This is a genomic window from Streptomyces sp. NPDC024555 (assembly GCF_055559335.1).
In genome coordinates this window covers 1-24,254 of the sequence record NZ_JBVHKV010000012.1, presented here as the reverse complement: position 1 = coordinate 24,254, position 24,254 = coordinate 1, and the positions used below count along the sequence as shown (strand labels likewise).

General features: G+C 69.0%; 32 protein-coding genes. 27 read left to right on the top strand and 5 right to left on the bottom strand.

The window, feature by feature from the left end:
* Nucleotides 1-13 precede the first annotated feature (13 nt).
* Nucleotides 14-1,303: a serine/threonine-protein kinase gene (locus ACZ4FH_RS21410; RefSeq protein WP_467306584.1), complete on the bottom strand. Its 1,290-nt coding sequence runs from the start codon at nt 1,301-1,303 to the stop codon at nt 14-16.
* Nucleotides 1,300-2,508: an FHA domain-containing protein gene (locus tag ACZ4FH_RS21405; protein ID WP_467306583.1), complete on the bottom strand. Its 1,209-nt coding sequence runs from the start codon at nt 2,506-2,508 to the stop codon at nt 1,300-1,302. Before ACZ4FH_RS21405 ends, ACZ4FH_RS21410 begins: the two co-directional genes overlap by 4 nt.
* Before the next feature lie 328 nt (nt 2,509-2,836).
* Here ACZ4FH_RS21405 and rpsL point away from each other — a divergent pair, with 328 nt between their 5' ends.
* The 4 genes from rpsL (at nt 2,837) to tuf (ending at nt 7,205) form a co-directional block, all read left to right on the top strand.
* Nucleotides 2,837-3,208, top strand: a complete 372-nt coding sequence (gene rpsL / locus ACZ4FH_RS21400) for a 30S ribosomal protein S12 (protein WP_003948652.1) — start codon at nt 2,837-2,839, stop codon at nt 3,206-3,208.
* Nucleotides 3,209-3,210: 2 nt separating this feature from the next.
* Entirely contained in the window at nt 3,211-3,681 is a 471-nt protein-coding gene (gene rpsG / locus ACZ4FH_RS21395) for a 30S ribosomal protein S7 (RefSeq protein WP_014154599.1), read from the top strand.
* 38 nt (nt 3,682-3,719) lie between these two features.
* Nucleotides 3,720-5,849 carry an elongation factor G gene (gene fusA, locus ACZ4FH_RS21390; RefSeq protein ID WP_467306582.1) on the top strand — a complete coding sequence of 710 codons (2,130 nt, stop codon included), beginning with the start codon at nt 3,720-3,722 and terminating at the stop codon, nt 5,847-5,849.
* Nucleotides 5,850-6,011: 162 nt separating this feature from the next.
* Complete coding sequence (tuf, locus tag ACZ4FH_RS21385; RefSeq protein WP_383640021.1) at nt 6,012-7,205, top strand: elongation factor Tu; 1,194 nt, start codon at nt 6,012-6,014, stop codon at nt 7,203-7,205.
* Between the two features lie 62 nt (nt 7,206-7,267).
* Here tuf and ACZ4FH_RS21380 read toward each other — a convergent pair whose 3' ends face one another.
* The 3 genes from ACZ4FH_RS21380 to ACZ4FH_RS21370 are packed head-to-tail and all read right to left on the bottom strand — an operon-like array spanning nt 7,268 to nt 11,707.
* Complete coding sequence (locus ACZ4FH_RS21380; protein WP_467306580.1) at nt 7,268-7,768, bottom strand: GNAT family N-acetyltransferase; 501 nt, start codon at nt 7,766-7,768, stop codon at nt 7,268-7,270.
* Nucleotides 7,769-7,781: 13 nt separating this feature from the next.
* Nucleotides 7,782-10,046, bottom strand: coding sequence for an RNA repair domain-containing protein (locus ACZ4FH_RS21375; RefSeq protein WP_467306578.1), 2,265 nt, complete (start codon nt 10,044-10,046; stop codon nt 7,782-7,784).
* Nucleotides 10,046-11,707, bottom strand: a complete 1,662-nt coding sequence (locus ACZ4FH_RS21370) for an RNA ligase family protein (protein WP_467306577.1) — start codon at nt 11,705-11,707, stop codon at nt 10,046-10,048. The genes ACZ4FH_RS21375 and ACZ4FH_RS21370 overlap by 1 nt, the downstream gene beginning before the upstream one ends.
* Nucleotides 11,708-12,213: 506 nt before the next feature.
* Between ACZ4FH_RS21370 and rpsJ the strand changes: the two genes are divergently transcribed.
* The 23 genes from rpsJ to ACZ4FH_RS21255 all read left to right on the top strand — a co-directional run bounded on the left by rpsJ (nt 12,214) and on the right by ACZ4FH_RS21255 (nt 24,096).
* Nucleotides 12,214-12,522 (top strand): 30S ribosomal protein S10, encoded by a 309-nt coding sequence (rpsJ, locus tag ACZ4FH_RS21365; RefSeq protein ID WP_003948644.1) that lies wholly within the window; start codon nt 12,214-12,216, stop codon nt 12,520-12,522.
* Between the two features lie 13 nt (nt 12,523-12,535).
* Complete coding sequence (gene rplC / locus ACZ4FH_RS21360; RefSeq protein ID WP_383640009.1) at nt 12,536-13,180, top strand: 50S ribosomal protein L3; 645 nt, start codon at nt 12,536-12,538, stop codon at nt 13,178-13,180.
* A gap of 4 nt (nt 13,181-13,184) precedes the next feature.
* Nucleotides 13,185-13,835, top strand: a complete 651-nt coding sequence (gene rplD / locus ACZ4FH_RS21355) for a 50S ribosomal protein L4 (RefSeq protein ID WP_383640005.1) — start codon at nt 13,185-13,187, stop codon at nt 13,833-13,835.
* Entirely contained in the window at nt 13,835-14,158 is a 324-nt protein-coding gene (gene rplW / locus ACZ4FH_RS21350; RefSeq protein ID WP_003966958.1) for a 50S ribosomal protein L23, read from the top strand. The genes rplD and rplW overlap by 1 nt, the downstream gene beginning before the upstream one ends.
* Before the next feature lie 38 nt (nt 14,159-14,196).
* A complete protein-coding gene (rplB, locus tag ACZ4FH_RS21345) occupies nt 14,197-15,033 on the top strand; it encodes a 50S ribosomal protein L2 (protein WP_383640002.1) in 837 nt (278 codons plus the stop codon).
* A 12-nt stretch (nt 15,034-15,045) separates the two neighbouring features.
* Nucleotides 15,046-15,327: a 30S ribosomal protein S19 gene (gene rpsS, locus ACZ4FH_RS21340; RefSeq protein ID WP_093540761.1), complete on the top strand. Its 282-nt coding sequence runs from the start codon at nt 15,046-15,048 to the stop codon at nt 15,325-15,327.
* 42 nt (nt 15,328-15,369) lie between these two features.
* Complete coding sequence (gene rplV / locus ACZ4FH_RS21335; protein WP_004571827.1) at nt 15,370-15,717, top strand: 50S ribosomal protein L22; 348 nt, start codon at nt 15,370-15,372, stop codon at nt 15,715-15,717.
* Nucleotides 15,717-16,553, top strand: coding sequence for a 30S ribosomal protein S3 (gene rpsC / locus ACZ4FH_RS21330; protein WP_148020233.1), 837 nt, complete (start codon nt 15,717-15,719; stop codon nt 16,551-16,553). The genes rplV and rpsC overlap by 1 nt, the downstream gene beginning before the upstream one ends.
* A 5-nt stretch (nt 16,554-16,558) precedes the next feature.
* Nucleotides 16,559-16,978, top strand: a complete 420-nt coding sequence (gene rplP / locus ACZ4FH_RS21325) for a 50S ribosomal protein L16 (RefSeq protein ID WP_018101222.1) — start codon at nt 16,559-16,561, stop codon at nt 16,976-16,978.
* Nucleotides 16,978-17,202, top strand: coding sequence for a 50S ribosomal protein L29 (gene rpmC, locus ACZ4FH_RS21320; protein WP_014047786.1), 225 nt, complete (start codon nt 16,978-16,980; stop codon nt 17,200-17,202). The genes rplP and rpmC overlap by 1 nt, the downstream gene beginning before the upstream one ends.
* Nucleotides 17,202-17,486, top strand: a complete 285-nt coding sequence (gene rpsQ / locus ACZ4FH_RS21315) for a 30S ribosomal protein S17 (protein ID WP_383639998.1) — start codon at nt 17,202-17,204, stop codon at nt 17,484-17,486. Before rpmC ends, rpsQ begins: the two co-directional genes overlap by 1 nt.
* 109 nt (nt 17,487-17,595) lie before the next feature.
* Entirely contained in the window at nt 17,596-17,964 is a 369-nt protein-coding gene (gene rplN / locus ACZ4FH_RS21310) for a 50S ribosomal protein L14 (RefSeq protein ID WP_003966950.1), read from the top strand.
* 2 nt (nt 17,965-17,966) lie between these two features.
* Nucleotides 17,967-18,290, top strand: coding sequence for a 50S ribosomal protein L24 (gene rplX / locus ACZ4FH_RS21305; RefSeq protein WP_111337423.1), 324 nt, complete (start codon nt 17,967-17,969; stop codon nt 18,288-18,290).
* The gene (gene rplE / locus ACZ4FH_RS21300) at nt 18,290-18,847 is read left to right on the top strand and encodes a 50S ribosomal protein L5 (protein WP_018550615.1); all 558 of its coding nucleotides are present in this window, start codon (nt 18,290-18,292) and stop codon (nt 18,845-18,847) included. The genes rplX and rplE overlap by 1 nt, the downstream gene beginning before the upstream one ends.
* A 2-nt stretch (nt 18,848-18,849) precedes the next feature.
* Nucleotides 18,850-19,035, top strand: coding sequence for a type Z 30S ribosomal protein S14 (locus ACZ4FH_RS21295; protein WP_003948630.1), 186 nt, complete (start codon nt 18,850-18,852; stop codon nt 19,033-19,035).
* A 224-nt stretch (nt 19,036-19,259) separates the two neighbouring features.
* Entirely contained in the window at nt 19,260-19,658 is a 399-nt protein-coding gene (gene rpsH, locus ACZ4FH_RS21290; RefSeq protein ID WP_005313538.1) for a 30S ribosomal protein S8, read from the top strand.
* A 21-nt stretch (nt 19,659-19,679) separates the two neighbouring features.
* The gene (rplF, locus tag ACZ4FH_RS21285; protein ID WP_383639993.1) at nt 19,680-20,219 is read left to right on the top strand and encodes a 50S ribosomal protein L6; all 540 of its coding nucleotides are present in this window, start codon (nt 19,680-19,682) and stop codon (nt 20,217-20,219) included.
* Nucleotides 20,220-20,221: 2 nt separating this feature from the next.
* A complete protein-coding gene (gene rplR / locus ACZ4FH_RS21280; RefSeq protein WP_111337428.1) occupies nt 20,222-20,605 on the top strand; it encodes a 50S ribosomal protein L18 in 384 nt (127 codons plus the stop codon).
* Nucleotides 20,606-20,651: 46 nt separating this feature from the next.
* Nucleotides 20,652-21,257: a 30S ribosomal protein S5 gene (gene rpsE, locus ACZ4FH_RS21275; RefSeq protein ID WP_018101216.1), complete on the top strand. Its 606-nt coding sequence runs from the start codon at nt 20,652-20,654 to the stop codon at nt 21,255-21,257.
* Nucleotides 21,257-21,439 carry a 50S ribosomal protein L30 gene (gene rpmD / locus ACZ4FH_RS21270; protein WP_003966943.1) on the top strand — a complete coding sequence of 61 codons (183 nt, stop codon included), beginning with the start codon at nt 21,257-21,259 and terminating at the stop codon, nt 21,437-21,439. The genes rpsE and rpmD overlap by 1 nt, the downstream gene beginning before the upstream one ends.
* A gap of 1 nt (nt 21,440) precedes the next feature.
* The gene (gene rplO, locus ACZ4FH_RS21265) at nt 21,441-21,896 is read left to right on the top strand and encodes a 50S ribosomal protein L15 (RefSeq protein WP_383639990.1); all 456 of its coding nucleotides are present in this window, start codon (nt 21,441-21,443) and stop codon (nt 21,894-21,896) included.
* A 224-nt stretch (nt 21,897-22,120) separates the two neighbouring features.
* On the top strand, nt 22,121-23,440 hold the full coding sequence (gene secY, locus ACZ4FH_RS21260; protein ID WP_383639987.1) for a preprotein translocase subunit SecY: 1,320 nt from the start codon (nt 22,121-22,123) through the stop codon (nt 23,438-23,440).
* Nucleotides 23,440-24,096, top strand: coding sequence for an adenylate kinase (locus ACZ4FH_RS21255; protein ID WP_467306573.1), 657 nt, complete (start codon nt 23,440-23,442; stop codon nt 24,094-24,096). The genes secY and ACZ4FH_RS21255 overlap by 1 nt, the downstream gene beginning before the upstream one ends.
* The last annotated feature ends 158 nt before the right edge of the window (nt 24,097-24,254 follow it).

The window sequence follows — 24,254 nt, the reverse complement described above, 5'->3', positions numbered from 1 at the left end:
GCCGCCGCGCCCGTCAGACGCGGTAGCGGTCCACGGCCCGCCGCAGCGGATGCTGTCCGGGCAGGGCGGCGCGGACCTGCGGGACCAGCCGGGCGAGGCGCTTGGCCGCGGTGATCCGGCGCCCGCGCGCGGCCAGGGTGCGCACCCGGCCGAACAGCGCCGCCAGAAAGGCCGGATGGTCCTGGGCGGAGCGGTGGGACAGGTCCGCCGACAGCCGCGCGAACGCCCGCTCGGCCGCTTCCAGTTCACCCCGCTCCCACAGGCCCTCGGCCTCCTCCAGCAGGGGCCAGCACTCCTCGGCCAACGGGTCCGCCGCCCCGACCGGGCCCCCGGGCGAGCCCCCGCCCTCCGGGCCGCCGGGCCCCGCCTCACCCGTGGCCAGCTCCGCCTCCCGGGCGAGCGCGTCGGCGTCCGGGACCGGTCGGGCCGGGGCCCCGGGGGTACGCGCGGCCGGCGGTCCCGGCACCGCGCGGCGGGCGGCACCGGGGGCGGACAGGGCCGCCTCCGCCTCCCCCGCCGTGGGCCGGTCGGCCGGCTCCCGCTCCAGCATCGCGGCCAGCAGCGACGACAGACCGGCCGGCACGTCCGGCCGCCAGTGGACGACCGGCGGGGGAGGCGGGCCCAGCGCCCGGCGCCGTGCCGACTCCGCGTCGGCGGCGGCCTGCGGGGAGGCGCCCGCGAGCAGCGCGTACAGCGTCAGACCCAGTGAGTACACGTCCGAGGCGCCGTCCCCCGCGGCACCGAGGGCCTGCTCCGGCGAGAGATAGCCGGGTGTGCCCAGCAGCGTCCCCCGGGCGGTGATCCCCGAGTCCTGCACCCGCAGCCGGGTCACCAGACCGAAATCGCAGACCTTGGCCGCACCCCACGGCGTGAGCAGCAGGTTCGACGGCTTGATGTCCCGGTGGGCGAGCCCCTGGCCGTGGGCCGCGCCCAGCGCCGACGCCGTCTGCGCGCCCCAGACCGCCACCTCGTCCACCGCCAGACCGTGGGGCGCGGCCGCCAGCCGTTCGGCGAGGCTGCCCCCGCCGACGTACTCCATCACCATGTACGGGACACCCTCGTGCTCGCCCCGCAGATGCAGCACCACGATGTGCGGATGGCCGAGCCGCGCGGTGGCCAGGGCCTCCCGGTCGAAGCGGCGCAGGCCCGCGGTCCTGCCCCCGGAACCGTCCGGGGCGGTGAGCAGTTTGACCGCGACGGCGCGCTCCAGGTTCTCGTCCCAGGCTTCGAAGACGCGGCCCTGCCCGCCCCTGCCCAGCTCCCGGACCAGCCGGAAGTGCCCACCCAGCAGTGTGCCGATCACCTGCGGCCGCGCCCCTTGCCGCGCCGGCGGCGCCCGCCGCGTCCCGGGGACGGCGGGGGCCCGGCCAGGGCGGTGGGCTGCTGCCCGTCCCGCGCGACCGCGCGCCGGGTCTCGGAGTCGGGGGTCCAGCCGTCCGCCTCGAAGACGTAGTTGCGCCCGCTCTGCTCCAGGCGCACGGTGTCGTGCAGCAGCACCGCGTGTCCGGGGCGCAGCCGCCGGGAGCGCTCGCCGCGCAGCTCGGCCGGCTCGCGGTCGGGTGCGGTCAGCACGCGGATGCCGGTGCGGCCCAGATTGGTCACGGTCAGCACCCGCTCCTCGAACAGGAGCCGTACGTGGTCCCGGCTGATGGCCAGCCGGGCGGCCTCGCTCAGCCAGGGCAGCAGCGAGACGCCGCCCTGCTGGGAGGAGCGCCCCACGGTCACCGGCGTCCCCTCCACGACCAGGAACTTGTGGACGACGTCACCGTCGACACGCACCTTGATCTGCGTCTGGAAGGGCCGGGGGCCGAGATCGGTGAGCGGGACGTCGTGGGTGGGGCAGCGGACCTCACCGTTCCGGCGGCGGGGGCAGGCCTGTCCGGAGCCGGGCGCCCGGCTCCCGAACAGGACGCAGGCCGGGTCGGGGCAGCGCCAGTACCGCTGGAGGAGGTCCTCCCTGGGGACGCGCCGGCCGTCGTCGCGGGTCAGCATGGCGTTCCCCTTCAGTTCGTCCTCCTCCTCCTTCCGGGACAGCTGGGCGTCCGGTTTGACGGGGACGATGCGGGGGCGTACGGCGACGCGGCCGTCGGGGGTGAGGTACGGGGTGAGGAAGCGGTCGGTGTTGCCGGGGATCCAGGAGCGGGTGCGGTGCAGACCGGCGAAGTTGTCCCGGGTGACGGCGCGGACCGGGGCGGCCTCCAGGATCTCGACGATGCGGCCGTCCGCGTCGTCCAGCACCTCCAGGAGCCCGGCGGCGGCCCAGCCGGCCAGCGTGGCGCGCTCGGCCCGGGTGAGCAGCCCACTGCGGAGCAGCGAGGCGTCGGTCACCGCGTACACCGTGACGGAGGGGTCGCCGGAGAAGACGGCGAGCCCGTCGAGGAGGGCGGTCAGCCGGCCGAGGTCGGCCCTGCGCGAGCCTCCCAGCGCGGTCTCCAGGACGATGTTCGCCGTGTCCAGGACGAAGCCGGCCAGTGACACATCGGAAGTGAGGTGCTCGTCCGGGCGCATGGTCCCGAAAACTAGCAGCGGTGCCCCCGGGGGGACCTGGATAATGGGGATTCGGTACGGCCGCCCCGGGGACGGGGCGCCGCTCCCGGGCTGGACACCATTTGTTTTGACCCAGCTCGGTGAGGTAGGTACGCTCAGACCTTGTGCCTGGGGTGTGCCTGGGCTCGTGTGCGTGTCCTCAACCGCACGGCGAGTCCGTTACTGGCCACCGCGATCTGTGCTTCCACTGCTCCCGGGGAGTGGCCCGCAGCATCCGACACACCCGACCGCGTGGGTCGGTGGCGTTCCAGGTTAGTTTCACCGACGGCACACAGAAACCGGAGAAGTAGTGCCTACGATTCAGCAGCTGGTCCGGAAGGGCCGGCAGGACAAGGTCGAGAAGAACAAGACGCCCGCACTCGAGGGTTCGCCCCAGCGCCGCGGCGTCTGCACGCGTGTGTTCACGACCACCCCGAAGAAGCCGAACTCGGCGCTCCGGAAGGTCGCGCGTGTGCGTCTGACCTCCGGTATCGAGGTCACGGCCTACATCCCGGGTGAGGGACACAACCTGCAGGAGCACTCCATCGTGCTCGTGCGTGGTGGCCGTGTGAAGGACCTGCCGGGTGTTCGTTACAAGATCATCCGCGGCTCGCTCGACACCCAGGGTGTCAAGAACCGCAAGCAGGCCCGCAGCCGCTACGGCGCCAAGAAGGAGAAGTAAGAATGCCTCGTAAGGGCCCCGCCCCGAAGCGCCCGGTCATCATCGACCCGGTCTACAGCTCTCCTCTTGTCACCTCGCTGATCAACAAGATCCTCCTGGACGGCAAGCGCTCCACCGCCGAGCGCATCGTCTACGGCGCCATGGAAGGCCTCCGTGAGAAGACGGGCGCCGACCCGGTCATCACGCTGAAGCGCGCGCTCGAGAACGTCAAGCCGTCGCTCGAGGTCAAGTCCCGCCGTGTCGGTGGCGCCACCTACCAGGTGCCGATCGAGGTCAAGCCCGGTCGTGCCGCCACCCTCTCGCTGCGCTGGATCGTGGGTTACTCCCGCGCCCGTCGTGAGAAGACGATGACCGAGCGCCTCATGAACGAGCTGCTCGACGCCTCCAACGGTCTTGGCGCTGCCGTCAAGAAGCGCGAGGACACCCACAAGATGGCCGAGTCCAACAAGGCCTTCGCGCACTACCGCTGGTAGTCGCTCACCCCATCGAGACCGAGAGAAGATTGAGCCTTATGGCCACCACTTCGCTTGACCTGGCCAAGGTCCGCAACATTGGGATCATGGCCCACATCGACGCGGGCAAGACGACCACCACTGAGCGGATCCTCTTCTACACCGGCGTTTCGTACAAGATCGGTGAAGTCCACGACGGCGCTGCCACGATGGACTGGATGGAGCAGGAGCAGGAGCGCGGCATCACGATCACGTCGGCCGCGACGACCTGCCACTGGCCGCTCAACGATGTTGACCACACCATCAACATCATCGACACCCCGGGTCACGTCGACTTCACCGTCGAGGTGGAGCGTTCGCTCCGCGTCCTCGACGGCGCCGTCACCGTGTTCGACGGTGTGGCGGGCGTCGAGCCGCAGTCCGAGACCGTGTGGCGTCAGGCGGACCGCTACGGCGTTCCGCGTATCTGCTTCGTCAACAAGCTCGACCGCACCGGTGCCGACTTCCTGCGCTGCGTCAGCATGATCGTGGACCGCCTCGGCGCCACCCCGATCGTGATGCAGCTGCCGATCGGTGCCGAGGCCGACTTCACGGGCGTCGTCGACCTCGTGTCGATGAAGGCCTTCGTGTACCCCGAAGAGGCCGCCAAGGGCGAGATGTACAACATCGTCGACATCCCGGAGAACCTCCAGGAGGCGGCCGACGAGTGGCGCGGCAAGCTCCTCGAGGCCGTCGCCGAGAACGACGACGCCATGATGGAGCTGTACCTGGAGGGCACCGAGCCCACCGAGGAGCAGCTGCACGAGGCGATCCGCCGGATCACCCTGGCCTCCAAGGGCGGCGCCGACTCCGTCACCGTCACCCCGGTGTTCTGTGGCACCGCGTTCAAGAACAAGGGCGTCCAGCCTCTGCTCGACGCGGTCGTGCGCTACCTGCCCTCCCCCCTGGACGTCGAGGCCATCGAGGGCCACGACCCCAAGGACCCCGAGAGCGTCATCAAGCGCAAGCCCTCGGACGACGAGCCGCTGTCGGCTCTGGCGTTCAAGATCGCGAGCGACCCGCACCTCGGCAAGCTCACCTTCGTCCGGATCTACTCCGGTCGCCTGGACGCCGGCACCGCGGTGCTGAACTCCGTCAAGGGCAAGAAGGAGCGCATCGGCAAGATCTACCGCATGCACGCGAACAAGCGTGAGGAGATCGACTCGGTGGGCGCCGGCGACATCATCGCCGTCATGGGCCTGAAGCAGACCACCACCGGTGAGACGCTGTGCGACGACAAGAACCCGGTCATCCTGGAGTCCATGGACTTCCCGGCGCCGGTCATCCAGGTCGCGATCGAGCCCAAGTCCAAGGGTGACCAGGAGAAGCTGGGTGTCGCCATCCAGCGCCTCTCCGAGGAGGACCCGTCCTTCCAGGTGCACTCCGACGAGGAGACCGGCCAGACCATCATCGGTGGTATGGGCGAGCTTCACCTCGAGGTGCTCGTCGACCGCATGAAGCGCGAGTTCCGCGTCGAGGCGAACGTCGGCAAGCCGCAGGTCGCGTACCGCGAGACGATCCGCAAGGCCGTCGAGCGCATCGACTACACGCACAAGAAGCAGACTGGTGGTACCGGCCAGTTCGCGAAGGTGCAGATCGCCATCGAGCCCATCGAGGGCGGCGACGCGTCCTACGAGTTCGTCAACAAGGTCACCGGTGGCCGCATCCCCCGGGAGTACATCCCCTCGGTGGACGCGGGTGCGCAGGAAGCCATGCAGTTCGGCATCCTGGCCGGCTACGAGATGGTGGGCGTCCGCGTCACCCTTCTCGACGGTGGCTACCACGAGGTCGACTCCTCGGAGCTCGCCTTCAAGATCGCCGGTTCGCAGGCGTTCAAGGAGGGTGCCCGCAAGGCGTCCCCCGTGCTCCTGGAGCCGATGATGGCCGTCGAGGTCACCACGCCCGAGGACTACATGGGCGATGTCATCGGCGACCTCAACTCCCGCCGTGGCCAGATCCAGGCCATGGAGGAGCGCAGCGGCGCTCGCGTCGTGAAGGGCCTCGTGCCCCTCTCGGAGATGTTCGGCTACGTCGGAGACCTCCGCAGCAAGACCTCGGGTCGCGCAAGCTACTCGATGCAGTTCGACTCCTACGCCGAGGTTCCGCGGAACGTCGCCGAGGAGATCATCGCGAAGGCCAAGGGCGAGTAACTCTCCCGAGCTCACGCTTTAGGCTTGTCACCGGAGCCCCGTGGGGCATTCGTCGCAGAGCGGAAGTTCTGCGGAGAATGCCCCCGGGCCCCGGCATCCCAGCAAAGATCACCCTGGCGCCGATGAAGCAAGGCGTACAGAACCACTCCACAGGAGGACCCAGTGGCGAAGGCGAAGTTCGAGCGGACTAAGCCGCACGTCAACATCGGCACCATCGGTCACATCGACCACGGTAAGACGACCCTCACGGCCGCCATTACCAAGGTGCTGCACGACGCGTACCCGGACCTGAACGAGGCCTCGGCCTTCGACCAGATCGACAAGGCTCCCGAGGAGCGCCAGCGCGGTATCACCATCTCGATCGCGCACGTCGAGTACCAGACGGAGTCGCGTCACTACGCGCACGTCGACTGCCCGGGTCACGCGGACTACATCAAGAACATGATCACCGGTGCCGCGCAGATGGACGGCGCCATCCTCGTGGTCGCCGCCACCGACGGCCCGATGCCGCAGACCAAGGAGCACGTGCTCCTGGCCCGCCAGGTCGGCGTTCCGTACATCGTCGTCGCCCTGAACAAGGCCGACATGGTGGACGACGAGGAGATCCTGGAGCTCGTCGAGCTCGAGGTCCGCGAGCTGCTCTCCGAGTACGAGTTCCCGGGCGACGACCTGCCGGTCGTCAAGGTCTCGGCGCTCAAGGCCCTCGAGGGCGACAAGGAGTGGGGCAACACCGTCCTCGAGCTGATGAAGGCCGTGGACGAGTCCATCCCGCAGCCCGAGCGCGACGTCGACAAGCCGTTCCTGATGCCGATCGAGGACGTCTTCACGATCACCGGTCGTGGCACCGTCGTCACCGGCCGCATCGAGCGTGGTGTCCTCAAGGTCAACGAGACCGTCGACATCGTCGGTATCAAGAACGAGAAGACCACCACCACGGTCACCGGCATCGAGATGTTCCGCAAGCTGCTCGACGAGGGCCAGGCCGGTGAGAACGTCGGTCTGCTCCTCCGTGGCATCAAGCGCGAGGACGTCGAGCGCGGCCAGGTCATCATCAAGCCCGGTTCGGTCACGCCGCACACCGAGTTCGAGGCCCAGGCCTACATCCTGTCGAAGGACGAGGGTGGCCGTCACACCCCGTTCTTCAACAACTACCGCCCGCAGTTCTACTTCCGTACCACGGACGTGACCGGCGTCGTGACCCTCCCCGAGGGCACCGAGATGGTCATGCCGGGCGACAACACCGTCATGTCGGTCGCGCTGATCCAGCCGGTCGCCATGGAGGAGGGCCTGAAGTTCGCCATCCGTGAGGGTGGCCGGACCGTGGGCGCCGGCCAGGTCACCAAGATCAACAAGTAATCACTTGTTCGTCTGACCTGGTTGCTCCGCACAGAGCACCGAGAAGGGCCCCGTCCCACCGTTCACGCGGTGGGGCGGGGCCCTTCGCCGTTCGCTCGGACCGCCGCCGGCCGGGGGTGGCGCACCATGAACACGTCCACCGGGTCCTCCCGCTCCAGGACGAAGCCGTGCCGCTCGTACAGCCGCCGGGCCGCGCTGCCCTGGAGGACATTGAGCCGGACGGTCAGCCCGTCCGCGTCGGTACGGGCCAGCAGGGTGTCCAGTACGCCCGAGCCGATGCCCCGCCCGTGCAGGCCCGCGTCGAGGAAGAAGCTCTCCAGGCACCGGCCGTCCCCGTCCGGCCGCACCGTCACACTGCCGGCGAAGCGCCCGTCGACGACGATCACCGAGGTGTGCTCGGGGACGTACGAGTCGCGCATCCTCCGGCGCACCCGGTCCTCGTCGAAACGGCCGAGGCGGACCAGATCGGGCCGCATCACGACGGCCCGCAGCTCGACGATGGCTTCCAGGTCGTCCGGGGTGGCCGGGCGCAGCGCCCAGTCCTGAGTGGTACGTACACGCATGGGCGGGAGTCTGTCACTCCCACCCGGCCGCGGGCGACGCGGCCGGGGCCTGGGCCGGTGCCAGCGACGCGTCCCGGACCCCGCGCAGCACCTGGGCCCCGATCTCGGCCAGCCGTACGGCGTCCGGCGGGGTCGCGCCCAGCCCGATCGCGTATCCCGTGCGGCCGCCGGCCCGGACCGGGCGCGGCCAGACGCGGACGTCGGGGGCGCCCGCCCCGTCGAGCGCGGCGGTCAGCGCCAGCAGCCGGCCCCGCAGCCGGCCCTCGTCCCGGCCGCCGGAGGGTACGGAGGCGAGGGCCCAGGACGGATGCGCGGCGGCGAGGCGCGGGGGCGCGCACAGGTCCGTACGGGGACCGGCGCCGTCCCCGGCGGCCTCCAGGATCTCCCAGGCCCGGAACAGCTCCGCCGTGAGCAGGTCGCGGCCGGCCGGGGAGACCTGGGTGGTGCAGGAGCGGACGGGGGGAGTCGGGGTGTACACCGTGACGGGGTCGCCGGTCGCCGGACCCTCGCCCACCGGGTCGCGCCAGTCCCACGCGGCCCAGGTCGCGAAGAAGTCGCGCAGGCCGCCCCCCTCGTGCGCGGTGCGGGCGGCCAGGACCGTCCAGGCGAGGCCCGGCAGACCGCCGCACGGCGCGGCGTCGAGCCCCCGCGCGGCCGCCCAGGCCTTGACGTCCCGGGCGAGCCCGGCGAACGCGGCCCGGTGCGGGTCCGCCGCCGCGAGGACCGCCTCGGCGTCGCTCACCGCGCTCAGCGCCACGGCCGCCGCCCCGCCCAGATCGGCGCGGCGGTCCACCGCGTCGGCGGGGGCGAGGGAACCGGTCGCCACGGTGACGAGATCGATCCGGAGCCCGTCCACCGACCAGCGCAGACCGGGGACGCGGGCACCCGTCACCTCGGCCAGGTCCCGCGCCTCCGGGAAGGCCTCCGCCAGCCGGGCGCGCACCCCCGCCGGATCGGGGGCGCCGGGCAGCGCGGCCACCAGGTCCAGATCGGCGCCGGGCACGGCGCAGCCCATACGGCGCGAGCCGACGACGTGGACGCGCGCCCCGGGGAGCGCGGCGGTCACACGGGCGGCCGCCTCCTCCGCCGCGCGGTCCGTCCCGGCGTGCGCCCCTGCCCCGGGGAGCGCCGCCGCGACCCCGTCCGCGATCTCGTCGGCCCGCGCGGAGGGCGGGGCCAGCTCGACCCGTACCCCGTAGTGGTCGGAGACGTACAGCCCGCCGGGGCCGGGGGTGTCGCCGGTGAGCGTGGCGGACCGGGGGCGCAGCCGGCGGGTGCGGAGCAGAACGCGGTCCAGCCGGGAAACGCGTCCGGAGAGGGAGGAGACCGCCGCCAGGGGGTTCACGGACGGGTCGAAGGTGGGGGTGGTGTCGGCGGGGCCGCGCACCTCGCTCCACGCGTCCGTCATCGCCAGCCGGGTCTGCGGATGGTCGCCGCCGTCGTTGAAGTCGCCCACCAGCACCAGTTCTCCCTCCACTCCGGCCAGGCCCGACGCCAGATCGGCGAGTTCGCCGTCGCGGCGGGCGGCGCCGTCGGGGGAGTGGTCGCTGCTGAGGTGGGTGACGGCCACGGTGACGGGGCCGTCCGCCGTCTCGACGACGGCGGCGCTCACGGCCTTGTGCGGACCGAGCGCGTGCACCCCCGCCTCGCGCACGGGGAGCCGGCTGAGCAGCAGCAGTCCGTGGTCGGCCACGTCACGACGAGACGGTTCCGTCGCGACGCTGTAGTTCTTTCGCACCCAGTCATCGGCCAGGACGAGCGCGAGCAGCGCCGGCTCCGCCTCCTGGAGCGCGATCACGTCCGCGTCCGCCGCGCGCAGGGCGTCCAGCAGCAGAGGACGACGCCGGGCCGTGTCGATGCGGTCGGCGTCGTAGCGGTCCCAGAGGGTGTTCCAGGTCAGGACCGTCAGCCCGGGGGCCGAGGGGGCGGCGGGGGGCGGGGCGCCCTGGGGCACCGGCTCCCAGGTGCCCGTGGCCGGGGAGAAGGCGTGCGGCGTACGGGAGACGAAGTACGGGGCGGGGAGCGCGCGCGGGGTGCGGATGCGGCCCGCGCCGGTCGTGTCGATCCGGTCGGTGCCCGTGGCCCGGTCCCAGACCAGCTCGCCGTCCGCCTCGACGAACAGCACCCGGTGCCACGGGATGTCGCCGCCCGGGGTGAAGTGGTCGAGCCGGATCCGCTTGGGCTCCCGGCCGCGCTGGGCGACCCCCAGCACGAAGCGCGCAGGATCGAAGCGGGCGTCCCAGCGGACCTGGTGGTAGAGCTGCTCACTTGTACGCATCAGGCCCGGTCCTCCACGGTTCCGCTGCTGCCGATGTACCAGGTGCGGTGCGCCTGGCCGGGGTACGGGGGGACGAAGCGGTGCAGCTGGGAGGCGAGGACCTCCGGGGGCACCGGATGCGCGCGCCGGCGGTTGCGCGCGGTCAGCTCCTCCTCGCCGATCCACGCCACCGCGTGGGTGAGCAGCGCGTCCCTGCGGTGGGCGACGGCGTGGACCAGGGAGCGCTGGTGCGCGTTGAGCGAGGTGGCGTCCCAGACCACGGTGGCGCCCGGCACCAGCGCGTCGTCGAGCCGGCGCAGCCCCTCGCGCAGCACCTCCCCGTTGGCCCCCTGGTCGGCGCGCGAGCCCCGGGCCTCGCGCAGACCGTCCAGCGAGACGTACGTCGCGACCCCCGGCAGCCCCCGGCCGAACGTGCTCTTGCCGCTGCCCGAGGGACCGGCCAGCTGGACCAGGCGCGGGAACTCCCCGGACCGCCACCGCCAGGTCGCGGCGACCGCCTCCTCGGCGGTGGAGACGCGCCCGGCCGCGTACGCCTCCCGGGCCTGCGCCAGGCAGCGCGCGGCGGCCTCCGCGTCCAGCCCGGCGAACGCCCCGGCCAGCCCGTCCGGTGCCCGCACCTCCTCCGCGTGCAGGGCCGACCACTCGACCTGCTCCCGCGCCTCGGGGGAGTCCGCCAGCGCCCCGGCCACCGCGTGCAGCATGGGCAGGTCGGCGGCGAGCGCCATCCGGGCGAGCCCGGCGCGCCGCTCCCCGTCCGGGTAGGGGCGGTGCAGCGTGGGGGCCAGTCCGACGAGGTCGGCGACGCGGCGGGCCTGCGGCAGGCCGAGGGCGGGGGCCAGCAGCGGGGCGAGGGCGGCGCGGCGGGTGCCGTGGTGGAGGGCGGCGAGGACGCCGGCGAGCCGGTCGTCGCCGGTGCGGCCCAGCGCGTCGAGCGCGTCGGCGGCGGCCAGGGCGGCCCCGGTGTCGCCCCGGCCGGGAGCGGTGGCGGCCGCCAGCGCCGCGGGGTCGACGGGGGCACCGGAGCGGACGGCCCAGAGCGGGGCGGCCGGGCCGAGTCCGTTCTCCACGACCTCGGAGTGCATCCAGTGGGTGCCCGTCGTCACGTGGTGCGGCCGCACCCACTTGCCGACGACCCGCCCGAACAGGGCCGCCGGGAACGACGCCGCCGGCCGCACGACGTACCCCTCCTGACGCCCGGTGTCCAGTCTCAGCGCGCGCAGCGCCTTCGCGTCGAACACGCCGCGCCACAGCACCGGAGGCACCGGGACGCCGAGCCCGCGCAGGAAGTCCGCGGTCCGGTCCCACCCCAGGCACCGGTCGCCGTCCCAGACGGAGAAGCCGTAGAAGTGGGCCGCCAGGTCCTCGTACGCGATCGAGTGGCGGGCGAACACGTTCTCCCCGCAGATCCGCCACCCCTCGGGGATACGGGGGCCGATGCCGCTCTGGAGCGCCTTGACCCGGGCCCGGGAGGGATGGTGCGCGGAGTCGAGGGAGCGGGCGTGCAGTCCGTCCGCGTACAGGGTGGTGTTCTCGCCGTCCAGCTTCTCGGTCACGACGACCTCGGTACCGGCGAGCAGCGCCAGGTCCGTCATGCGCACGTCGTCCGACGTGGCCCCGGGAGACCAGGGCAGATGGGGTGTCCGCGGATAGTGCGTACGCATGATTCGTGCCCCCGTGAGTCGCCGTTCCGGCGGGTCACTGTAGGGGCGTTCGTACGTCCCGTTCGACCGGTTTTCCCAGGTGCGGCAGGGGCCGGAAGCGCCGTGGGGGCGTGGCCGCGTTTGACGCGGCGGGCGGCCGGGGTAAGATCCTCGGCCCGATTGGCCAGGCTCAGTGCCCGTATGGCACACTAGCCAGGTTGCTCGGTTGAGTGTCAATGCTGCGCGCCTCCCGCCGGGAGGACCGGAAGCGAGTCCCACAGTACTCGTCGGCCCCTGGGGCCGGACGTACGGGAATCTTTCGGGAAGCGTATGTGTGGCACCGGCCAGGCGCCCGGTGGGTTTCACCCCCGGCACCGCGGACCTGGGCCCGCACCCCCTTGGTTGGGAAATCCTTCGGGAGATCTTCGTAGAGGGGATGCGACACGCCCGACCGCGTGGGTCGGAGGCGGAGTTGTCAGAACACCGGGTCCCAGAGCGTTAAACGAGAGACAGGACTACTAGTAGCCATGGCGGGACAGAAGATCCGCATCCGGCTCAAGGCCTACGACCACGAGGTCATCGACTCCTCGGCGAAGAAGATCGTCGAGACGGTGACCCGCACTGGTGCGTCGGTCGCGGGCCCGGTGCCGCTGCCCACTGAGAAGAACGTGTACTGCGTCATCAAGTCGCCGCACAAGTACAAGGACTCGCGCGAGCACTTCGAGATGCGCACGCACAAGCGCCTCATCGACATCCTCGACCCCACGCCGAAGACGGTTGACTCGCTGATGCGTCTCGACCTGCCGGCGGGCGTCGACATCGAGATCAAGCTCTGAGGTGACGCGCGAGATGGCTAAGAACATTAAGGGCGTCCTGGGCGAGAAGCTCGGCATGACCCAGGTCTGGGACGAGAACAACCGGGTCGTCCCGGTGACCGTCGTCAAGGCCGGGCCCTGCGTCGTCACCCAGGTCCGCACCAACGACAGCGACGGCTACGAGTCGGTCCAGATCGCCTTCGGCGAGATCGACCCGCGCAAGGTGAACAAGCCCCTCAAGGGCCACTTCGCCAAGGCCGACGTCACCCCGCGCCGCCACCTGGTGGAGATCCGCACCCCGGACGCCTCCGAGTACACGCTCGGCCAGGAGATCACCGCCCAGGTGTTCGAGTCCGGTGTGAAGGTCGACGTCACCGGCAAGAGCAAGGGCAAGGGCTTCGCCGGTGTCATGAAGCGTCACAACTTCAGGGGCCTCGGCGCCGGCCACGGCGTCCAGCGCAAGCACCGTTCCCCCGGTTCGATCGGTGGCTGCGCCACCCCTGGGCGTGTCTTCAAGGGCATGCGCATGGCCGGTCGGATGGGTAACGAGCGCGTCACCACCCAGAACCTGACCATCCACGCGGTTGACGCGGAGAAGGGTCTGCTGCTCATCAAGGGCGCGGTCCCCGGTCCGAACGGCGGCCTCGTCCTGGTCCGTACCGCGGCCAAGGGGGCTTGAGGTAATGAGCACCATTGACATCCTTTCGCCGGCAGGCGACAAGGCCGGTACCGTCGAGCTCCCCGCGGAGATCTTCGACGCGAAGACCAGCGTTCCGCTGATCCACCAGGTCGTCGTCGCCCAGCTGGCAGCTGCCCGTCAGGGCACGCACAAGACCAAGACCCGCGGCGAGGTCCGTGGTGGTGGGCGCAAGCCGTACCGCCAGAAGGGCACCGGCCGCGCGCGTCAGGGCTCGACCCGCGCTCCGCAGTTCGTCGGCGGTGGCGTCGTCCACGGCCCGCAGCCGCGTGACTACTCGCAGCGCACCCCCAAGAAGATGAAGGCCGCCGCCCTGCGCGGTGCCCTCTCCGACCGGGCGCGTCACTCCCGCATCCACGTCGTCACCGGCGTGGTCGAGGGTGGGATCTCCACGAAGGCCGCCAAGACGCTGCTCGGCAAGATCTCGGAGCGCAAGAACCTGCTCCTGGTCGTCGACCGCGCCGACGAGGCCGCGTGGCTCTCCGCACGCAACCTGCCCCAGGTGCACATCCTGGAGCCGGGCCAGCTGAACACGTACGACGTGATCGTCTCTGACGACGTGGTCTTCACCCAGGCCGCCTTCGAGTCCTTCGTGTCTGGCCCCCAGACCGCTGAGACCGAAGGGAGCGACGCCTGATGAGCGAGGCGACCGTTACCAGCAAGACCTACTCCGACCCGCGCGACGTTCTCGTCAAGCCGGTTGTCTCGGAGAAGAGCTACGCGCTGCTCGACGAGAACAAGTACACGTTCATCGTCGCGCCCGGCTCCAACAAGACCCAGATCAAGCAGGCCGTGGAAGCGGTCTTCTCGGTCAAGGTCACCGGGGTCAACACGATCAACCGTCAGGGCAAGCGCAAGCGCACCCGGACCGGTTTCGGCAAGCGCGCTGACACCAAGCGCGCCATCGTGACCCTCGCTGAGGGCGACCGTATCGACATCTTCGGCGGCCCGACCTCCTAGTGAGGCCGAGTCGTCCGGAATCGGACGAGGACTGAGAAATGGGTATCCGCAAGTACAAGCCGACGACCCCGGGCCGTCGTGGCTCCAGCGTCGCCGACTTTGTCGAGATCACGCGGTCCACGCCGGAGAAGTCGCTGGTCCGCCCCCTGCACAGCAAGGGCGGCCGTAACAACACCGGTCGTGTGACCGTTCGCCACCAGGGTGGTGGCCACAAGCGCGCCTACCGCGTGATCGACTTCCGTCGTCACGACAAGGACGGCGTGCCGGCCAAGGTCGCGCACATCGAGTACGACCCCAACCGCACCGCGCGCATCGCGCTCCTGCACTACGCGGACGGCGAGAAGCGCTACATCATCGCCCCGCGTGGTCTGGTGCAGGGCGACCGTGTCGAGAACGGCCCGGCCGCCGACATCAAGCCCGGCAACAACCTGGCTCTGCGCAACATCCCGGTCGGTACGACCATCCACGCCATCGAGCTGCGGCCCGGCGGCGGCGCGAAGTTCGCCCGCTCCGCGGGTGCCTCCGTGCAGCTGCTGGCGAAGGAGGGCACCATGGCCCACCTTCGTATGCCGTCGGGTGAGATCCGCCTGGTCGACGCCCGCTGCCGCGCCACCATCGGCGAGGTCGGCAACGCCGAGCAGTCGAACATCAACTGGGGCAAGGCCGGCCGCATGCGCTGGAAGGGCGTCCGCCCGACCGTCCGTGGTGTCGTCATGAACCCGGTCGACCACCCGCACGGTGGTGGTGAGGGCAAGACCTCCGGTGGCCGTCACCCGGTTTCGCCGTGGGGTAAGAAGGAAGGTCGTACTCGTTCGCCCAAGAAGGCGTCGAACAAGTACATCGTCCGCCGCCGCAAGACGAACAAGAAGCGCTAGGAGCGGGTTTAGATGCCGCGCAGTCTCAAGAAGGGGCCCTTCGTCGACGGCCACCTCATCAAGAAGGTGGAAGTTCAGAACGAGGCAGGCACCAAGAACGTCATCAAGACCTGGTCCCGTCGCTCGATGATCGTCCCGGCCATGCTGGGTCACACCATCGCGGTGCACAACGGCAAGATCCACGTCCCGGTGTTCGTCACCGAGTCGATGGTCGGCCACAAGCTCGGCGAGTTCTCGCCGACTCGCACCTTCCGCGGCCACGTCAAGGACGACCGGAAGTCGAAGCGCCGCTAACCGCGGAGTGGAACGACTATGACTTACACCGAAGGGACAACCATGGAAGCCAGGGCCCAGGCGCGGTACATCCGCGTCACGCCCATGAAGGCCCGCCGCGTGGTGGACCTCATCCGTGGCATGGATGCCACGGAGGCTCAGGCGGTCCTGCGTTTCGCCCCGCAGGCCGCGAGCGTGCCGGTTGGCAAGGTGCTGGACAGCGCCATCGCCAACGCTGCACACAACTACGACCACACCGACGCCTCTTCGCTGGTCATCAGCGAGGCGTACGTGGACGAGGGCCCGACCCTGAAGCGGTTCCGTCCGCGTGCCCAGGGCCGTGCCTACCGGATCCGTAAGCGGACCAGCCACATCACCGTGGTCGTCAGCAGCAAGGAAGGAACCCGGTAATGGGCCAGAAGGTAAACCCGCACGGGTTCCGGCTCGGCATTACCACGGACTTCAAGTCCCGTTGGTACGCCGACAAGCTGTACAAGGACTACGTCAAGGAAGACGTCGCCATTCGTCGCATGATGACGAAGGGCATGGAGCGGGCCGGCATCTCCAAGGTGGAGATCGAGCGCACCCGCGACCGCGTCCGCGTTGACATCCACACCGCGCGTCCGGGCATCGTCATCGGCCGCCGCGGCGCCGAGGCCGACCGCATCCGCGGCGAGCTGGAGAAGCTGACCGGCAAGCAGGTCCAGCTGAACATCCTCGAGGTCAAGAACCCCGAGGTGGACGCTCAGCTGGTGGCCCAGGCCGTCGCCGAGCAGCTCTCCTCCCGCGTCTCCTTCCGTCGGGCCATGCGCAAGAGCATGCAGAGCTCGATGAAGGCCGGCGCCAAGGGCATCAAGATCCAGTGCGGTGGCCGCCTCGGCGGCGCCGAGATGTCCCGCTCGGAGTTCTACCGCGAGGGCCGTGTGCCCCTGCACACCCTCCGCGCGAACGTGGACTACGGCTTCTTCGAGGCCAAGACGACCTTCGGCCGCATCGGTGTGAAGGTCTGGATCTACAAGGGCGACGTCAAGAACATCGCCGAGGTCCGCGCCGAGAACGCTGCTGCCCGTGCGGGCAACCGCCCGGCCCGTGGCGGCGCTGACCGTCCGGCCGGCCGCGGTGGCCGCGGTGGCGAGCGTGGCGGTCGCGGCCGCAAGCCGCAGCAGTCGGCTCCGGCCGCCGAGGCCCCCAAGGCCGAGGCGTCCGCCGCTGCTCCGGCTGCTGAGAGCACCGGAACGGAGGCCTGACCGAAATGCTGATCCCCCGTAGGGTCAAGCACCGCAAGCAGCACCACCCGAAGCGCAGCGGTATGTCCAAGGGTGGCACGCAGGTTGCGTTCGGCGAGTACGGCATCCAGGCGCTGACCCCGGCGTACGTGACGAACCGTCAGATCGAGTCCGCTCGTATCGCGATGACCCGTCACATCAAGCGTGGCGGCAAGGTCTGGATCAACATCTACCCGGACCGTCCCCTCACCAAGAAGCCCGCCGAGACCCGCATGGGTTCCGGTAAGGGTTCCCCGGAGTGGTGGATCGCCAACGTCAAGCCCGGACGCGTCATGTTCGAGCTGTCGTACCCCAACGAGAAGATCGCCCGTGAGGCGCTGACCCGTGCGGCCCACAAGCTGCCGATGAAGTGCCGGATCGTCAAGCGCGAGGCAGGTGAAGCGTGATGTCGGCCGGTACCAAGGCGTCCGAGCTGCGCGAGCTGGGCAACGAGGAGCTCCTCAACAAGCTCCGCGAGGCCAAGGAAGAGCTGTTCAACCTCCGCTTCCAGGCGGCGACCGGGCAGCTCGAGAACCACGGTCGGCTCAAGTCCGTCCGTAAGGACATCGCCCGGATCTACACCCTGATGCGTGAGCGCGAGCTCGGCATCGAGACGGTGGAGAGCGTCTGATGAGCGAGAACACTGTGACTGAGACCAAGACCGAGCGCGGCTTCCGCAAGACCCGCGAGGGCCTCGTCGTCAGCGACAAGATGGACAAGACCGTCGTCGTCGCCGTCGAGGACCGCGTCAAGCACGCGCTGTACGGCAAGGTCATCCGCCGTACGAACAAGCTCAAGGCCCACGACGAGCAGAACGCCGCCGGCGTCGGCGACCGCGTCCTCCTGATGGAGACCCGGCCGCTGTCCGCCACGAAGCGGTGGCGCATCGTCGAGATCCTCGAGAAGGCCAAGTAATTTCCTGAGGGGTTTCCCTCAGGTCAGTTCCGCCAGGCTCGGCGCGGGAGCCTCGTAACACGCTTACGGGGCTCCCCGCCGGGAACCGGCAGACGATCAGGAGATAGACGTGATCCAGCAGGAGTCGCGACTGCGCGTCGCCGACAACACGGGTGCGAAGGAAATTCTCACCATCCGTGTTCTCGGTGGCTCGGGTCGCCGCTACGCGGGCATCGGTGACGTCATCGTCGCCACCGTCAAGGACGCGATCCCCGGTGGCAACGTGAAGAAGGGTGACGTCGTCAAGGCCGTCATCGTTCGCACCGTCAAGGAGCGTCGTCGTCAGGATGGCTCGTACATCCGCTTCGACGAGAACGCCGCCGTCATTCTGAAGAACGACGGCGACCCCCGCGGCACCCGTATCTTCGGCCCGGTCGGCCGTGAGCTGCGCGAGAAGAAGTTCATGAAGATCATCTCGCTCGCGCCGGAGGTGCTGTAAGCATGAAGATCAAGAAGGGCGACCTGGTTCAGGTCATCACCGGCAAGGACAAGGGCAAGCAGGGCAAGGTCATCGTGGCCTACCCCGCTCAGGACCGCGTCCTCGTCGAGGGTGTCAACCGGGTCAAGAAGCACACCAAGGCCGGTCAGACCGCTCGCGGTTCGCAGACCGGTGGCATTGTGACGACCGAGGCGCCCGTCCACGTCAGCAACGTGCAGCTGGTTGTCGAGAAGGACGGCAAGAAGGTCGTCACTCGCGTCGGCTACCGCTTTGACGACGAGGGCAACAAGATCCGCGTTGCCAAGCGCACCGGTGAGGACATCTGATGACTACCACCACTGCGCCGCGTCTCAAGACGCGCTACCGCGAGGAAATCGCCGGCAAGCTGCGTGAGGAGTTCTCCTACGAGAACGTCATGCAGATCCCCGGTCTGGTCAAGATCGTGGTCAACATGGGTGTGGGCGACGCCGCCCGCGACTCCAAGCTGATCGACGGCGCCGTGCGCGACCTCACCACGATCACCGGTCAGAAGCCGGCCGTCACCAAGGCCCGCAAGTCGATCGCGCAGTTCAAGCTGCGCGAGGGGCAGCCGATCGGCTGCCACGTCACCCTCCGCGGTGACCGCATGTGGGAGTTCCTGGACCGTACGCTGTCGCTCGCGCTTCCGCGTATCCGTGACTTCCGCGGCCTGTCGCCGAAGCAGTTCGACGGCCGTGGCAACTACACCTTCGGTCTCACGGAGCAGGTCATGTTCCACGAGATCGACCAGGACAAGATCGACCGGGTCCGGGGCATGGACATCACCGTGGTCACCACGGCGACCAACGACGACGAGGGTCGTGCCCTTCTTCGTCACCTCGGCTTCCCGTTCAAGGAGAACTGACCGTGGCGAAGAAGGCTCTGATCGCTAAGGCCGCCCGCAAGCCGAAGTTCGGCGTCCGCGGGTACACCCGCTGCCAGCGCTGCGGCCGGCCCCACTCCGTCTACCGCAAGTTCGGCCTGTGCCGTGTGTGCCTTCGTGAGATGGCTCACCGCGGCGAGCTGCCGGGCGTGACCAAGAGCTCCTGGTAATTCTCCTTCGCCCTTTGGGCGTTGGGAATCACCGGAGACTCTCGGTAAGCATCTGGTCGGCAGGAGCCCGGCCCCGCATGCCGTAGGCTTGCAGGGTTGGGCGCCTGCCGCCCAAGACCGACTTACTACGCCGTAGGTCCCCGCGCCGCACCCGTCCCGCCTCTGAGTGGGGAGAGGGATGGCGCATACAGGAAACCCCGGCGAGAGAGGCCGAAGGCCAATTCATGACCATGACTGATCCGATCGCAGACATGCTCACGCGTCTGCGTAACGCGAACTCGGCGTACCACGACTCCGTCGTGATGCCGCACAGCAAGATCAAGTCGCACATCGCGGAGATCCTCCAGCAGGAGGGCTTCATCACCGGCTGGAAGGTCGAGGACGCCGAGGTCGGCAAGAACCTCGTCCTCGAGCTGAAGTTCGGCCCGAACCGCGAGCGCTCGATCGCCGGCATCAAGCGCATCTCGAAGCCGGGTCTGCGTGTGTACGCAAAGTCCACCAACCTGCCGAAGGTCCTCGGCGGCCTGGGCGTGGCGATCATCTCCACGTCCCACGGTCTCCTGACCGGCCAGCAGGCTCAGAAGAAGGGCGTAGGTGGGGAAGTCCTCGCCTACGTCTGGTAGTCGGGAACGGAGGAATAGCTCATGTCGCGTATCGGCAAGCTCCCCATCCAGGTTCCCGCCGGTGTGGACGTCACCATCGAGGGCCGCACGGTCGCGGTGAAGGGTCCCAAGGGCACCCTCACGCACACCGTGGCCGCGCCCATCGAGGTCACCAAGGGTGAGGACGGCGTCCTGAACGTCGTCCGCCCGAACGACGAGCGTCAGAACAAGGCCCTTCACGGCCTGTCCCGCACGCTGGTGGCGAACATGATCACCGGTGTGACCCAGGGATACATCAAGGCGCTCGAGATCAGCGGTGTCGGTTACCGCGTCCAGGCGAAGGGCTCCAACCTGGAGTTCGCCCTGGGCTACAGCCACCCGATCCTGATCGAGGCCCCGGAGGGCATCACCTTCAAGGTGGAGTCCCCCACGAAGTTCACCGTCGAGGGCATCGACAAGCAGAAGGTCGGCGAGACCGCGGCCAAGATCCGCAAGCTGCGGAAGCCTGACCCGTACAAGGCCAAGGGCGTCAAGTACGCCGGCGAGGTCATCCGCCGCAAGGTCGGAAAGGCTGGTAAGTAGCCATGGCATACGGCGTGAAGATCGCCAAGGGCGACGCCTACAAGCGTGCCGCCCGCAAGCGTCGCCACATCCGTGTCCGCAAGCACATCTCCGGTTCGCCGGAGCGTCCGCGCTTGGTCGTGACGCGGTCCAACCGCCACATGGTGGCTCAGGTCATCGACGACATCGCGGGCCACACGCTCGCGTCGGCGTCGACCCTGGACGTCTCCATCCGTGGTGGCGAGGGCGACAAGAGCAGCCAGGCCAAGCAGGTCGGCGCCCTGGTCGCCGAGCGTGCCAAGGCCGCAGGCGTCGAGGCCGTCGTGTTTGACCGCGGTGGTAACCAGTACGCCGGGCGGATTGCCGCTCTGGCTGACGCCGCCCGTGAAGCCGGGCTGAAGTTCTAGCCCCGGTTCCTACGCACAGCGGACGTAACAGAGAGAGGTAAATCCAATGGCTGGACCCCAGCGCCGCGGAAGCGGTGCCGGTGGCGGCGAGCGGCGGGACCGGAAGGGCCGTGACGGCGGCGCTGCTGCCGCCGAGAAGACCGCGTACGTCGAGCGCGTCGTCGCGATCAACCGTGTCGCCAAGGTTGTGAAGGGTGGTCGTCGCTTCAGCTTCACCGCGCTGGTCGTGGTGGGCGATGGTGACGGCACCGTCGGTGTCGGTTACGGCAAGGCCAAGGAAGTTCCCGCGGCCATCGCCAAGGGCGTGGAAGAGGCCAAGAAGAACTTCTTCAAGGTCCCGCGCATCCAGGGCACCATCCCTCACCCGATCCAGGGTGAGAAGGCCGCGGGCGTCGTCCTGCTCAAGCCGGCTTCCCCCGGTACCGGTGTGATCGCCGGTGGCCCGGTGCGCGCCGTCCTGGAGTGCGCCGGCGTCCACGACATCCTGTCGAAGTCGCTCGGGTCCTCGAACCCGATCAACATCGTGCACGCGACCGTGGCGGCCCTCCAGGGCCTGCAGCGTCCCGAGGAGATCGCGGCCCGCCGCGGTCTGCCCCTCGAGGACGTCGCCCCCGCGGCCCTGCTTCGTGCGCGTGCGGGAGCGGGTGCGTAATGGCTCGCCTCAAGATCACGCAGACGAAGTCGTACATCGGCAGCAAGCAGAACCACCGCGACACCCTGCGTTCGCTCGGGCTCAAGCGCCTGAACGACTCGGTTGTCAAGGAGGACCGCCCCGAGTTCCGCGGCATGGTGCACACCGTCCGCCACCTCGTGACGGTTGAGGAGGTCGACTGACATGGCGGAGAACAAGCCGCTGAAGGCCCATGACCTCCGGCCTGCCCCGGGTGCCAAGACCGCCAAGACCCGTGTGGGCCGTGGTGAGGCGTCCAAGGGTAAGACCGCTGGTCGTGGTACCAAGGGCACCAAGGCCCGTTACCAGGTTCCGGAGCGCTTCGAGGGTGGCCAGATGCCCCTCCACATGCGTCTCCCGAAGCTCAAGGGCTTCAAGAACCCGTTCCGCACCGAGTACCAGGTCGTGAACCTGGACAAGCTCGCGACGCTCTACCCCGAGGGTGGAGAGGTCACGGTGGCCGACCTGGTCGCCAAGGGCGCGGTGCGCAACAACCACCTCGTCAAGGTCCTCGGACAGGGCGAGATCTCCGTGGCGCTGACGGTGACGGTCGATGCCGTCTCCGGCTCCGCCAAGGAGAAGATTGCCGCCGCCGGCGGCACCGTCACCGAGCTCGTCTGAGACAACTCGGACCATTCGGTGGCCTGAACATCCGACCGGGGATGCCCTCTCATATGGGGCATCCCCGGTTGGTCGTTCCTAGGGGGGCATGTACGCCGGTAAGGTGGCGTCCGTTGCTGTGGTAACCCCTGGGCGCGTGCGTTCAGGGGCCTTTGGCTGTCACTCATTCGTCGATCCTCAAGACCGTCACCTCTACGCATTGCGCGGGGGTCGCAGGAGGCACCGTGCTCACCGCGTTCGCCCGGGCGTTCAAGACGCCCGACCTGCGCAAGAAGCTGCTCTTCACGCTCGGCATCATCGTGCTCTACCGGCTCGGGGCGCACATCCCCGTACCGGGCGTGAGCTACGAGAACGTTCAGACCTGTGTTGACCAGGCAAGCAAGGGCAACAACAGCCTGTTCGGCCTGGTGAACATGTTCAGCGGTGGTGCACTGCTGCAGATCACGATCTTCGCGCTCGGCATCATGCCGTACATCACCGCCAGCATCATCCTTCAGCTGCTCACCGTGGTCATCCCGCGACTTGAGGCGCTCAAGAAGGAGGGCCAGTCCGGCCAGGCCAAGATCACGCAGTACACGCGTTATCTGACGGTCGCGCTCGCCATCCTCCAGGGCACCGGCCTGGTGGCCACCGCCCGCAGCGGTGCGCTCTTCAGCGGCTGCCCGGTCGCCGACCAGATCGTTCCGAACCAGTCGCTGTTCACGACCATCGTGATGGTCGTCACGATGACCGCCGGCACCGCCGCCGTCATGTGGCTCGGTGAGCTCATCACCGACCGCGGCATCGGCAACGGCATGTCGATCCTGATGTTCATCTCGATCGCCGCCAGCTTCCCGGGCGCCCTGTGGGCCATCAAGACGAGCGGCAAGCTCGCGGACGGCTGGATCGAGTTCGGCACGGTCATCCTCATCGGATTCGTGATGGTGGGCCTCGTCGTCTTCGTCGAGCAGGCCCAGCGCCGCATCCCGGTGCAGTACGCGAAGCGCATGATCGGCCGCAGGTCGTACGGTGGCACGTCCACCTACATCCCGCTGAAGGTGAACCAGGCGGGTGTGATCCCCGTCATCTTCGCTTCTTCGCTGCTCTACATCCCGGCCCTGATCGTTCAGTTCTCCAACTCCAACGCGGGCTGGGCGACCTGGATCAAGGACAACTTCGTCAAGGGCGACCACCCCTACTACATCGCCACGTACTTCCTGTTGATCGTGTTCTTCGCCTTCTTCTATGTGGCGATCTCGTTCAACCCCGAGGAAGTCGCCGACAACATGAAGAAGTATGGTGGGTTCATCCCGGGTATCCGGGCAGGTCGACCTACTGCCGAGTACCTGAGCTACGTGCTCAACAGGATCACTTGGCCGGGCTCGCTGTATCTGGGTCTGATCGCTCTTGTGCCGACGATGGCGTTGGCAGGCTTCGGTGGAGCCAACCAGAACTTCCCGTTCGGCGGGACGAGCATCCTCATCATCGTGGGTGTGGGTCTGGAAACCGTGAAGCAGATCGAGAGTCAGCTCCAGCAGCGCAATTACGAAGGGTTCCTCCGCTGATGCGAATCGTCCTCGTCGGCCCGCCGGGTGCCGGCAAGGGAACGCAGGCCGCGTACCTTGCCAAGAACCTGTCGATTCCGCACATCTCCACGGGCGACCTCTTCCGCGCCAACATCAGCCAGGGCACGGACCTTGGCAAGCAGGCCCGCGCCTACATGGACGCGGGACAGTTGGTGCCGGACGAGGTCACGATCGGGATGGCCAAGGACCGCATGTCCCAGCCGGACGCGGTCAACGGCTTCCTGCTCGACGGCTTCCCGCGCAACGTGGGTCAGGCCGAGGCTCTGGATGTGATGCTCAAGGACGAGGGCGTGAAGCTGGACGCCGTGCTCGACCTGGAGGTCCCCGAGGACGAGGTCGTGAAGCGGATCGCGGGTCGCCGCATCTGCCGCAACGACAGCGCGCACGTCTTCCACGCCACGTACAACCCGCCGAAGACCGAGGGTGTCTGCGACACCTGCGGCGGCGAGCTGTACCAGCGCGACGACGACAGCGAGGAGACGGTGCGTACCCGGCTGGAGGTCTACCACACGCAGACCGAGCCGATCATCGACTACTACCGGGCACAGGACCTGGTGGTCACCATCTCCGCGCTCGGCAAGGTCACCGATGTGACCGAGCGGGCCATGGAGGCGCTCAAGGCCGACCAGGGCTGAGCGCACCCGTAGAACCGTGCAGTGCAGTCGGCCGCGGCGTCCGAGGACGCCGCGGCCGACGGCGTGCGGCCGTATCGGGTGGTTGAGTTAGGAAGAGCCCACCGGTGAAAAACCCGAACCAGCAGGGATATATGGTTTTGCGGCGGGGGGGTGGTAAC